This window comes from Daejeonella sp. (genome assembly GCF_046590655.1).
Lineage (GTDB): Bacteria > Bacteroidota > Bacteroidia > Sphingobacteriales > Sphingobacteriaceae > Daejeonella.
The window spans coordinates 1-11370 of sequence record NZ_JBKJUM010000105.1 but is presented as its reverse complement, the minus strand read 5'-3'; the positions used below and the strand labels follow the sequence as shown (position 1 = coordinate 11370).

At 39.0% G+C, this 11370-nt stretch carries 13 protein-coding genes; 12 read left to right on the top strand and 1 reads right to left on the bottom strand.

Annotation, left to right across the window (positions count from 1 at the left end; all coding sequences use genetic code 11):
• The 10 genes from ACLL8Z_RS10430 to ACLL8Z_RS10385 all read left to right on the top strand — a co-directional run.
• On the top strand, positions 1-308 hold a 308-nt coding region (locus tag ACLL8Z_RS10430), incomplete at its 5' end, for a hypothetical protein (RefSeq protein ID WP_411274723.1).
• An 11-nt stretch (positions 309-319) separates the two neighbouring features.
• On the top strand, positions 320-1924 hold the full coding sequence (locus ACLL8Z_RS10425; RefSeq protein WP_411274722.1) for a 4Fe-4S binding protein: 1605 nt from the start codon (positions 320-322) through the stop codon (positions 1922-1924).
• Between the two features lie 29 nt (positions 1925-1953).
• Positions 1954-2643, top strand: coding sequence for a glycosyltransferase family 2 protein (locus ACLL8Z_RS10420; RefSeq protein ID WP_411274721.1), 690 nt, complete (start codon positions 1954-1956; stop codon positions 2641-2643).
• 1 nt (position 2644) lies between these two features.
• Positions 2645-4123 carry a cellulose synthase family protein gene (locus ACLL8Z_RS10415; RefSeq protein ID WP_411274720.1) on the top strand — a complete coding sequence of 493 codons (1479 nt, stop codon included), beginning with the start codon at positions 2645-2647 and terminating at the stop codon, positions 4121-4123.
• Positions 4124-4491: 368 nt separating this feature from the next.
• Positions 4492-5484: a hypothetical protein gene (locus ACLL8Z_RS10410; protein ID WP_411274719.1), complete on the top strand. Its 993-nt coding sequence runs from the start codon at positions 4492-4494 to the stop codon at positions 5482-5484.
• Positions 5485-5636: 152 nt separating this feature from the next.
• Positions 5637-7562 (top strand): threonine--tRNA ligase, encoded by a 1926-nt coding sequence (thrS, locus tag ACLL8Z_RS10405; RefSeq protein WP_411274718.1) that lies wholly within the window; start codon positions 5637-5639, stop codon positions 7560-7562.
• A gap of 12 nt (positions 7563-7574) precedes the next feature.
• Complete coding sequence (gene infC, locus ACLL8Z_RS10400) at positions 7575-8147, top strand: translation initiation factor IF-3 (RefSeq protein WP_411274717.1); 573 nt, start codon at positions 7575-7577, stop codon at positions 8145-8147.
• Between the two features lie 88 nt (positions 8148-8235).
• The gene (gene rpmI, locus ACLL8Z_RS10395) at positions 8236-8436 is read left to right on the top strand and encodes a 50S ribosomal protein L35 (RefSeq protein ID WP_411274716.1); all 201 of its coding nucleotides are present in this window, start codon (positions 8236-8238) and stop codon (positions 8434-8436) included.
• A 77-nt stretch (positions 8437-8513) separates the two neighbouring features.
• Entirely contained in the window at positions 8514-8858 is a 345-nt protein-coding gene (gene rplT / locus ACLL8Z_RS10390; RefSeq protein WP_411274715.1) for a 50S ribosomal protein L20, read from the top strand.
• A gap of 337 nt (positions 8859-9195) precedes the next feature.
• Positions 9196-9834, top strand: a complete 639-nt coding sequence (locus tag ACLL8Z_RS10385; RefSeq protein WP_411274714.1) for a DUF6266 family protein — start codon at positions 9196-9198, stop codon at positions 9832-9834.
• Between the two features lie 173 nt (positions 9835-10007).
• Here ACLL8Z_RS10385 and ACLL8Z_RS10380 read toward each other — a convergent pair whose 3' ends face one another.
• Positions 10008-10358, bottom strand: a complete 351-nt coding sequence (locus ACLL8Z_RS10380; protein WP_411274713.1) for a response regulator — start codon at positions 10356-10358, stop codon at positions 10008-10010.
• Between the two features lie 326 nt (positions 10359-10684).
• Here ACLL8Z_RS10380 and ACLL8Z_RS10375 point away from each other — a divergent pair, with 326 nt between their 5' ends.
• Together ACLL8Z_RS10375 and ACLL8Z_RS10370 are read left to right on the top strand one after the other, a co-directional pair.
• The gene (locus ACLL8Z_RS10375; protein WP_411274712.1) at positions 10685-10927 is read left to right on the top strand and encodes a DUF6364 family protein; all 243 of its coding nucleotides are present in this window, start codon (positions 10685-10687) and stop codon (positions 10925-10927) included.
• Positions 10917-11336 carry a type II toxin-antitoxin system VapC family toxin gene (locus tag ACLL8Z_RS10370; RefSeq protein WP_411274711.1) on the top strand — a complete coding sequence of 140 codons (420 nt, stop codon included), beginning with the start codon at positions 10917-10919 and terminating at the stop codon, positions 11334-11336. The genes ACLL8Z_RS10375 and ACLL8Z_RS10370 overlap by 11 nt, the downstream gene beginning before the upstream one ends.
• The last annotated feature ends 34 nt before the right edge of the window (positions 11337-11370 follow it).

Here is an 11370-nt window from a genome sequence, read left to right as displayed (position 1 = left end):
AATATCAAACCTACGGCTGGATATGGAATAAACCCAAGGAAAATGAAGCTCATTACTACTGGGAGCACTCTTCAGGTAAAAAATGTATCCGGATATCTTATGATAAATATACTTCTGCATTTTTAGGAATCAACACTTTTGGAATTAGAATGAGGCACGAATTTTTTGATAATGCCCTGACTGATAACCGTTCTGTTGAATATATAATAGACAATCTTTCCTGCGCAAATTTCGATCCTGAGTTTTATTCAAAACATGAACCTGAAATCCGATCCTTATTTTATCAAACCCATTCTCATACCGTATAATTAATTTGAGCATGAACAAAACGTATGAAAGCATGTCTGTTATTGATCATGATAACAGATCCCCTTCCACTATCCAAAAAATTGCACTGGCTACCAGTTCTGTTGGATTTGTTATTCTATCTCTGGCTCTCCTCAACCTGGATTTTTCGCATAAGGCAATATGGCTCGCAGTCGCCCTGCTAGCCATTATTTCGGGAATTGTTTTATACGCCAATGATTTATATCTCAGGCAGCCTGCCGGGATTAAATTTAATGGCATATGGTTTAATTCTCTAACAGGCAGGGGGACGCTTGCATGGATTTTAGCAGTTTTATTAACGCTGTTTTACATCATTATATATTGGTTTCCACAATACCTGGGTTATCAGGTTAAAGGCGGAAACACAGGATTGGTTTCCTTATTTGACCCATTCAGTGTATTTATAAACGGAAAGCCAGCTACTCAATGGTTTGTCTACGGAACATTGTATACTATAGCTATTTTGGCCATGGGATACAAGTTTTTATTAAAGTATAGGGATAACAAATACCAGATCATCAGGACACTTTCCGTGATGTTTTTTCAGGTAGGGTTTGCTTTTTTAATCCCCGAAATATTGTCAAAACTAAATCCGGATACTCCCTATTTTAATAAGGATATTAAGAATATGTGGCCGCTCAATTACTACTTCTTTGAGGAGTGGCATTTAACAAATATGTTAAATGGAGGAAATTTGGGCATTTTTATGTTGATTTCCGGACTCGTAATGATATTTCTTATTTCTCCGGTGCTAACTTATTTTTACGGTAAAAGGTGGTATTGCTCATGGGTTTGCGGATGTGGCGGATTGGCCGAAACAGCAGGAGATCCATTCCGGCATTTATCTGATAAGTCGAGCAAAGCCTGGAAATTTGAACGCTGGAGTATACATTTAGTTTTAGTGTTCGCATTTATCATGTCGGTGGCTGTGTTATATACTTTTTTAGGTAAAAATCCTGATCAGAGTCTATTAACTCGCAGGCAGTTCACCATTGGAATTGTCGTATTCCTGACCTTGTTAACGGCATGTTTATATCTTTTTAAAAGGAGAAATATGGATAAGGATGCCATTTTTACGATGGTATCATTGGTAGTCGTAATGGTTGGAGTGATTATGCTCAACCATTTCTCAGGTAATGAAAAGATATTCTTTGTAAATAATTATACGCTGACCTCATGGTACGGGTTTGCTATAGGTGCGCTTTTTAGCGGAGTTGTAGGAGTAGGCTTTTATCCTATTATGGGAAGCAGGGTATGGTGCCGTTTCGGTTGTCCGCTGGCAGCAATTCTAGGCTTACAGCAGCGTTTGTTTTCGAGGTTCAGGATCACAACTAACGGTGGGCAGTGTATCTCATGTGGAAACTGTTCCAATGCCTGTGAAATGGGGATAGACGTTCGCGCCTATGCACAGAAAGGTGAAAATATCGTCCGTTCATCATGTGTCGGTTGTGGCATCTGCTCCGCCGTTTGCCCCCGTGGAGTTTTGAAATTGGAAAATGGTTCTGAAGACAACAGGATCAATGAAGATCCCGTATTACTAGGCAATGATGTAAATTTACTGGCACTTTTAAGGCAGGAATCAAAGAATAAGGATTAGCACGCATACAGCATTATAAGAAAGGATTAGTGAAAAGAATCAAGGTTATCATTCCCGCCTACAACGAAGAAAAATCAATTGGACAAGTAATCTATGAAATACCTGAAATAGTAGAGGAAATTATCGTTGTCAGTAATAATTCAAATGATGCGACCATAGAGAATGCTCATAAGGCGGGTGCAACCGTCTTATCCGAAAGTCGTTCAGGATATGGCAATGCATGTCTGAAAGGGATAGAATACATTTCCCAACAAAAAATACCGCCCGACATCGTCGTTTTTCTGGACGGCGATTACTCTGACTATCCTGAAGAGCTTTTAAAGCTAATTGCTCCGATTATCGAAAACGATATCGACTTTGTAATTGGCGCCCGGGTAAAAGAGTTGCGTGAAAATGGATCTATGACCCCTCAGCAAATATTTGGGAATTGGCTGGCAACGTTTTTAATGAAATGGTTGTTTGCATCCAAATTTACAGATCTTGGGCCTTTCAGAGCAATCAAATATAATAAGCTCATAGAGCTTAAAATGATCGACAAGACCTATGGATGGACCGTAGAAATGCAATTAAAGGCTTTAAAACAGAAACTGACATATGTCGAAATTCCGGTCCGGTACAAAAAAAGAATTGGAATTTCAAAAGTATCTGGAACGGTTAATGGCACGGTCATGGCAGGAGTTAAGATAATCGGTTGGATTGCAAAATATAGTTTTAAATGAAATGTGGATCTATATCTCATATATAATCATAGGAATTTACGGGTTTGCGCTGATAATGATGTTTTTTTACAACATTTCTCAATTAAATCTCCTATTCAGTTACGTTTCATCGAAATACAAAAAGGAATGCGTGGAAGTTTTTGATCTCTCGAAAACAGATGAAATCCCCCTTGTTACGATTCAACTACCTATTTTTAATGAAAAGTATGTAATGGAACGTCTGTTACGTTGCATGTCAAACATGGATTATCCAAAGGACAAGCTGGAGATCCAGGTATTGGATGATAGCGACGATAATAGCAAAAATCTGACGTCAGAACTTATCGGGAATCTCAAGAAAACCGGACTCGATATTTCACACATCAGCAGGAATAACAGATTAAATTTTAAAGCCGGAGCACTAAAAGAAGGCCTGAAGACTGCGAAGGGCGAATTTATCGCAATTTTTGATGCAGATTTTCTGCCTGACAAAGACTGGTTGAAAAAAACCATCATTTATTTTAAAAACCCTAAAATTGGCTTAGTACAAACCCGTTGGGGGCATTTAAACCGAAATTACTCGCTGCTAACAAAAGTTCAGGCTTTTGCTCTGGATGTTCATTTTACGCTTGAACAGACTGGAAGAAATTCAAATCACCATTTCATGAATTTTAATGGGACTGCCGGAATATGGCGCAAGCAATGCATTTTAGAATCAGGTAACTGGCATGGTGATACCTTAACTGAAGATCTGGATCTGAGTTACCGGGCTCAGTTGAATAATTGGGAGTTCAAATATCTGGAGAATGTGGTCGTGCCTGCCGAACTACCAGTAGTTTTCAGCGCTGCCCGTTCTCAGCAATTTAGATGGAATAAAGGAGGGGCAGAAAACTTCATCAAACTGTTCCGAAGTGTGCTCTCGTCTGAAAAATTACCAGTTTTCACCAAAATACACGCAATTATGCATTTAGGAAGCAGTTCTATGTTTTTCTTTCTGCTAATAATATCTGTATTAAGTATTCCAATGCTTTACATTAAGAAAGAATATCCGCAACTTGATCTTGCGTTTAAAATTCATAGCTTTTTTATTGTCAGTAGTTTTATCTTATTCGTAAACCATTGGGTAGTTTATAAAAATCTTCATCTAAAAATGTCGTATCGTTTTATGAATTTCATCAGCATGTTTCTTGCTTTTTTTACCCTAACGCTTGGATTTTCTTTGCATAATACCTTCGCCGTTGCAGAAGCATATATGGGCAAAAAAAGTGATTTTATTCGTACCCCTAAATTCAATATAAAGAAGTCTTCAGATAATTGGGTGGGGAATGAATACATAAACAACAAGATTCCAACATTTGTAATTTTTGAAATACTATTATTGCTATATTTTGTTTTTGGCTTGTGCAGCTCTTTTATTTTAAATGACTATACCCTGCTGCCATTTCATTTCATGCTCATCACAGGTTTTGGATATGTAATATATACAACTTTTAAAACCTAATCTAAATGCTCAGCTATTGGCGGGATAACAAACTATTAATATTTAGCATCCCATCATGTTCTATCTTATATATTTTACTAGCCTATGATTTAAACAGAAGCAACTTCCTGTATCTTCTAACCCTATTTTCAGCACTATTCTTATTTTATTTTTTCTTTATATCCTTCCATCGAGACGACAGTAAAACGGGTCTTCTCTTCAAAACAGGAATTTTTTTCCGGCTTTTATTTTTATTCGCAATACCAAACCTATCACAGGATTTTTACCGTTTTATATGGGACGGCAGGATGTTAATAAACGGCTTCAATCCATATTTACACCTTCCCGACCAAGTCATAAGTAATGCGCTGATTAATATCCCCGAAGCAATGCAATTAGTTAATGGCATGGGAAGTTTGAGTTCCGGACATTATACAAATTATCCTCCCGTAAACCAGTTGTGTTTTGCTTTGGCAGCAGTTGGCTCTGGTAAAAGCATTTTTGGCAGTGTAGTTATTCTACGGATACTGATCATCGGGTTTGACCTTGGGATTTATTTTTATGGCCGAAAGCTGCTTCAGGCACTTAAAATTCCTGAAAATAGAATCTTTTTCTATTTTCTAAACCCACTTGTTATCACTGAGCTAACAGGAAACCTTCATTTTGAAGGTGCAATGATATTTTTTCTCGTTCTGGCCCTATATCAGTTACATATCGGAAAATTTGTATGGGCAGCAGTTTTTATTAGCCTGTCTATTTCTATAAAGTTGATTCCCTTAATGTTGTTACCATTGTTTATAAAATATCTCGGATTCAAAAGAGCAATGCGCTTTTTTATGATGGTAGGGGTAATGACGCTAGCCTCATTTTTGCCATTCTTTTCCGTTTCGTTTCTAAATAATTATATGTCTACAATAGCATTATGGTTTATAAATTTCGAGTTTAATGCAAGTATATATTATATCATCCGGAGCATTGGCTACTATACAGCAGGTTATAATATTATTCATATCACGGGGCGGGTAATTCCTTTAATACTGATGGCTATAATCCTGTTTATATCCTTTAAAAAGCAAAATAGTACTCTTAAAAGTTTAATCACGAACATGCTGATTGTGCTTTCTATCTTCTTTTTTCTTTCGACTACAATTCATCCATGGTACATTATATCATTGGTGATGCTATCTGTATTCACCCATTGGAAATTCCCCTTAGTTTGGAGTTTTACGATCATACTAAGCTATTTTGCCTACTCCAATCCTGTATTTCAGGAAAATCATTTAATTCTTATCGCAGAGTATGCACTGGTTTATGGCTATTTATTTAGCGAGGTTTTAGCTGAAAAAAATCGGAAGCCCGCTCTTGACGCTCATCATTTTTAATTTTAGCATATGGAATGCGTTTGGTATGGCAAATTGAAATGCTGTAAAGCGCTCCAAAATCTTTTATTATTCTTATTTTTACACTGAATTGAAGGTCACTCAGTATATGACCACTTGTTTCATTTTTACATAACTAACAAATCATTTTGTATATGATTAAGATTACACTTCCGGACGGATCTGTCCGCGAATATGAGCAGGGTGTTACCGCTCATCAGATAGCCCTGTCAATTTCTGAAGGTTTAGCGAGAAATGTATTAGCTGCGCAGGTTAATGGCCAGGTTTGGGATTCGTCGCGACCGATTGAGGCAGCTTCAGAAGTTAAATTGCTTACATGGAACGACATAGAAGGTAAGAACACCTTCTGGCATTCTTCTGCCCACCTGATGGCCGAGGCCCTTGAAGCACTGTACCCGGGTACTAAATTCGGAATAGGGCCCGCCATTGAAACAGGATTTTATTATGATGTTGATTTTGGCGACCGGGAATTCTCTTCTGATGATTTTAAACGGATAGAAGATAAGATCATGGAGCTGGCCAGAACGAAAGCCGGGTTTTCACGAAAGACGGTAACAAAGAATGACGCTGTGGAATATTTCACAGAAAAAGACGATGAGTACAAACTCGATCTCATAAAAGATCTTACCGATGGTTCAATTACCTTTTATACCCAGGGTAACTTTACTGATCTTTGTCGCGGCCCGCATATCCCGAACACAGGCTTTATAAAGGCCGTGAAGCTTATGAATGTTGCCGGAGCTTATTGGAGGGGCGACGAAACCCGCAGGCAACTTACGCGGATCTATGGCGTAACCTTTCCAAAGCAAAGCGAGCTTACGGATTACCTTCACATGATCGAAGAGGCCAAGAAGCGTGATCACCGTAAGCTTGGAAAGGAACTGGAGCTTTTTGCCTTTTCTGAAAAAGTAGGGTTGGGATTACCTTTATGGTTACCCAAAGGAACTGCTTTACGCGAAAAACTGGTCAATTTCCTGCAGAAAGCACAAGTTAAATCGGGATACGAGCAGGTTATAACGCCCCATATAGGTCATAAAAACCTTTATATTACATCCGGTCATTACGAAAAGTATGGGGCTGATTCATTCCAGCCGATAAAAACACCGCAGGAAGGGGAGGAGTTCTTTTTAAAACCAATGAACTGTCCTCACCATTGCGAGATATATAAAACAAAACCAAGGTCTTACAAAGACCTCCCTGTACGCTACGCTGAGTTTGGGACTGTATACCGTTACGAGCAAAGCGGTGAGCTTCATGGTCTGACCCGGGTACGTGGCTTTACTCAGGACGACGCGCACTTATTTTGTCGCCCGGACCAGGTAAAAGAGGAATTTAAAAAAGTGATAGATCTGGTGCTTTATGTATTTAAAGCACTGGGATTTAATGATTACACAGCGCAGATATCCCTTCGCGATCCGGCAAATAAAGCCAAGTATATTGGATCAGATGAGAACTGGCAGCTGGCCGAATCGGCGATCATTGAGGCAGCTGAAGAGAAAGGTCTGAAAACCGTGGTAGAGATGGGAGAGGCCGCGTTTTATGGACCTAAACTGGACTTCATGGTTAAAGATGCGCTGGGAAGGAAATGGCAGCTGGGGACAATTCAGGTAGACTATAACTTACCTGAACGATTTGAACTGGAATATACAGGCCGCGATAATCAAAAACACAGGCCGGTGATGATTCATAGGGCTCCGTTTGGGTCGCTTGAGCGTTTCGTAGCTGTATTAATAGAGCATTGTGCCGGCGAATTTCCATTATGGCTTACACCTGAGCAATTTATAGTCCTGCCTATCTCTGAAAAATATGAGGATTATGCAAAAAAAGTTTTAGAATCGCTTAATAATTCCGATATTCGCGGCCTGATAGACTCCAGAGATGAGAAGATCGGACGCAAGATACGTGATGCCGAAGTGAAGAAGATTCCGTACATGCTCATAATCGGGGAGAAGGAAATGAATGATGGCCTGATTTCTGTACGGAAACATGGACATGGAGATGCAGGAAGCATGACAATTGAAGAGTTTAGTAATCAATTAGTTAAAGAAATAACAATTTAAGTAAATACTAATTTGGCATTAGGAAGACCAGGATTCAATAGAGGACCACGCCCTCCATTCAAAAAGAAGGAAGCAGAACATAAGATCAATGATCTGATTCGGGCACCCGAAGTTCGGGTTACCGGTGATAACGTGGTCACGGGTATTTATCCTTTCAGAGAAGCTTTAGCTATGGCTATCGAACAGGATCTCGATCTTGTCGAAATTTCCCCAAATGCAGTTCCGCCTGTATGTAAGATTGTTGACTACAACAAGTTTATATATGAGCAGAAAAAGAAGATGAAGGAAATTAAGTCCAATGCAAAGCAAACGGTGATTAAAGAAATCCGTTTTGGGCCTAATACAAATGATCATGATTTTCAATTCAAACTCAAGCATGCCATAGGATTCCTGGAAGGCGGTGAAAAGGTGAGAGCATATGTACACTTTAAGGGTCGTGCGATTGTTTATAAGGAACAGGGAGAGATACTTTTGCTTAAATTTGCTCAGGGATTGGAAGATGTGGGTAAGGTAGAACAATTGCCCAAGCTGGAAGGAAAACGGATGTTTTTGACAGTAGCACCGAAACATTCCGGCAAAAAGTAATCGTTTATCCGGTTTTATCCGACCAGACTAACCTGCCTGACGGCAGGCAAGCAACTAATAAACAACAAACAACAAATAAAATAGAGTTATGCCAAAAATGAAGACGTGTTCCAGTGCTAAAAAGCGCTTTAAGCTTACTGGAACAGGTAAAATCAAAAGAAAGAACGCTTTCATGAGCCACATCTTAACCAAGATGAGCACTAAACGTAAGCGCGCTTTAAGTCAGAGCAGTTTAGTATCTGACGCAGATATGGGCAACGTTAAACGTATGCTTTGTATCGGCAAGTAAGTAACAAATTAATTTAACCAGGTATCAGGTCTTAAAGTTTCCACAGAGGGACACCGCTTACCAAAACACAAAACAACATGCCACGTTCGGTTAACGCAGTAGCGTCAAGAAGAAGAAGAAAAAAGGTCCTCGACCTAGCCAAAGGCTATTGGGGATCAAGAAGCAAGGTTTTTACCGTTGCTAAGAACACTGTCGAAAAAGGTTTGCAATATGCTTACCGTGACCGTAAAACCAAGAAACGAGAATTCAGAGCTTTATGGATCCAGCGTATTAACGCAGGTGCCCGCCAGCACGGATTATCATATTCAGTATTAATGGGAAAATTAACTGCAAACGGAAATCTACTTAACCGTAAGGTTTTAGCTGACCTTGCAATGAATCACCCGGAAGCTTTCAAAGCTGTGGTTGAGACTGTAAAATAGATTTTATTAATGTAATTAAAGGAAGAGGGAGCTGAAAGGTTCCCTTTTTTTGTGTGCGCCGGAGTAACAAAGTCTTTTCCATTTTTGGCCGGAACCATTTGAGAATAGGTGAAGAAAATTGTCTTAGCCAGCAGTAGCTTGTCACCAAAGTTAAAATGCCAAAATATTAAACTTTGTAACACAAATAAAACACGGATAAAAGACGGATGAAACGCGGATAAAAGACAAATAAAAAACAAAAAACGCTTAGTTTTCATGCGTTATTAATCTATTTTTTATTACAATTTTATATGCTTTTAATTTTAAATTTTACTATATTCATCTTTATATTCTACTTATGGGAAAATTAGTAGGCGGCATTAATGGCCCGTTTATCGGAAAAGTCGGTTCGGTTATCGGATCTTCCAGAAATGGAGTACCTTATATGAAAGGTCTGTACAAAAATAGAACAGAAGTCATTTCCGAAAAGGAGAGCTTTAACAGGCGTAAATTCGCTGCAGCTCAATTGTGGCTTAAGCCTTTACTTGGCGTGGTACGGGTAGGATTTAACGGGATTAGTCGGACATCGGGCGGCTTTATCAGTGCAAAGTCCCACCTGATGAGAACTGTCTTAAAAGTTGAAGGAGATAAAATTTTAATTGAACCTGCGCTCGTTAAGGTTAGTTCAGGTGATTTACCAATGGCAGAGGGTGCAGCGGTTAGTAAAACTGCGCCAGGTGAATTAACGTTTACCTGGAACGCGGTCCCCTTCAAAACTGAGTACGGTAGAGATCAGGTTATCATGGTGGCATATAATGTTGAAGATTTTAAGGCTTTCTATTTGCTTCCGGGACAGTTCAGAAGTTCAGGGCACGATATTTTACCAATTAACCAGGATCTTAAACCGGGCTCTGTATTGCACGTGTATATAGCTTTCATCGCTGCGGATAGAAGCAGGCAATCTGATAGTTTATACCTTGGTCAAATAACGATCTAGCTATCCGGATTCTCCACGCCGGCCATGAGCTTTACAGATTTAAACTGGAAATGGTTTTTTTCGAAAGTCCCATGATCCTCTTCTTCCACAATGGATCATGTCGTTCCTGTTAACGAAAACATCATAGAAGTATTTATAGGTAAATGGGTTGTTCTTTTTGAATGAATTGCGAATTAGTTAATTGTGCTGGCGACTCTATGTAACAGGTATTCTATATCGAATGGCTTTGCAACAAAACCGTCTGCCTGATTGCGTTGGGAATGCAGATCATGTGCTGCTGATACAAGGAGTATAGGGATGTGCGCTGTCTCTTCATTATTCTTCAGTTCATCGCAAAGCTTACGGCCGTCATGTTTTCCCAGCATGATATCCATAAGAATTAGGTCGGGATTGATAGTAATCACAGTCGAAATTAAATGATTGCCTGAAGAGTGCCAATTGACATCATAACCCGCCTCCCGAAGAATAGTAGCGATTAAATCAGAAACATCTTCGTTGTCGTCGACAATTAATACTTTTTTCATCTATTTACAGGTCTTTTAAAAATTTCATAGCTAAAGAACTGAGCCAGTCATGCAGTACTCTCGTTCAGTTCTCAAAAGAAGTTGTAAAATTGCAACAACTAAAGTGCCACAATGTTATTCAGTTCTTGGCAACCTGAATCCGCAAACTTGATTGTATGAAGGATGAAAGAGGCCGCTTGGCTCTAAATCGCCGCAACTCTACTGTTTCTACAGTTAACTAAGTCATAAGTTTATTTAAAGCACCTGACGTAAGAATTTAATATTAACATGCTACTTTAACAGGGTAGTTAATGCGCATGATAAATATATGTACGTATATTTGTTCCATGAAAGCGAAATTAAATTTGACAATAGAGCAGGAGATTTTAGATCAAATGAAACAGTTTGCAGCACGCCAGAAGAGAAGTATCTCTGAAATAGTTGAAGATTATTTCAGAGTAATAGCGGCGCCAAAAAAGAAGGAGAGTTTTGTGGAGTTAGTCAGAAGTCTTGAAAAACCTGATATACCTGATGATTTGGATTTGAAAAAGGAATATTACGAGGCTAAGGGCAGAAAGTATGGCCTCTAAAATCTTCCTGGATGCAAATATTATTCTCGAATATGTTTTACGAAGGAAGCAAGCTGGAGTAATCGATTCTTTGTTTGTCGAAATAGAGAAAGGGAAATACCGGGCTTTTACTTCCGTCTCGGTAATACAAATATGCAGCTATTGGATAGAAAAGGAGTTTGATACAGCTCATGCAAAGTATATACTTCTTACTTTGTTAAATAACCTTATCGTCACCGAGGCACACCAAGAATCTGTTGTTCAAGCTCTGCGTTCTTCAATGTCAGATATAGAAGATGCATTGCAGTATTACACCGCAATTCAGCATCGGATGGATTATTTTATAACTCTTGATAAGAAATTTATTTTACAGGCACACCTTGGCCTACCAATTTATTCACCGGTGGAGTTTATGAATTCTGAGTACTGATCTGCGACTATAACGGCTTGATATGGGCACCAGT

Bases quoted from the DNA above. Each gene is read 5' to 3' on its own strand.
- ACLL8Z_RS10425 (WP_411274722.1), top strand. From the start codon at position 320: ATGAACAAAACGTATGAAAGCATGTCTGTTATTGATCATGATAACAGA.
- ACLL8Z_RS10415 (WP_411274720.1), top strand. From the start codon at position 2,645: ATGTGGATCTATATCTCATATATAATCATAGGAATTTACGGGTTTGCG.
- ACLL8Z_RS10410 (WP_411274719.1), top strand. From the start codon at position 4,492: ATGCAATTAGTTAATGGCATGGGAAGTTTGAGTTCCGGACATTATACA.
- thrS (WP_411274718.1), top strand. From the start codon at position 5,637: ATGATTAAGATTACACTTCCGGACGGATCTGTCCGCGAATATGAGCAG.
- rpmI (WP_411274716.1), top strand. From the start codon at position 8,236: ATGCCAAAAATGAAGACGTGTTCCAGTGCTAAAAAGCGCTTTAAGCTT.
- rplT (WP_411274715.1), top strand. From the start codon at position 8,514: ATGCCACGTTCGGTTAACGCAGTAGCGTCAAGAAGAAGAAGAAAAAAG.
- ACLL8Z_RS10385 (WP_411274714.1), top strand. From the start codon at position 9,196: ATGGGAAAATTAGTAGGCGGCATTAATGGCCCGTTTATCGGAAAAGTC.
- ACLL8Z_RS10380 (WP_411274713.1), bottom strand. From the start codon at position 10,358: ATGAAAAAAGTATTAATTGTCGACGACAACGAAGATGTTTCTGATTTA.
- ACLL8Z_RS10375 (WP_411274712.1), top strand. From the start codon at position 10,685: ATGAAAGCGAAATTAAATTTGACAATAGAGCAGGAGATTTTAGATCAA.
- ACLL8Z_RS10370 (WP_411274711.1), top strand. From the start codon at position 10,917: ATGGCCTCTAAAATCTTCCTGGATGCAAATATTATTCTCGAATATGTT.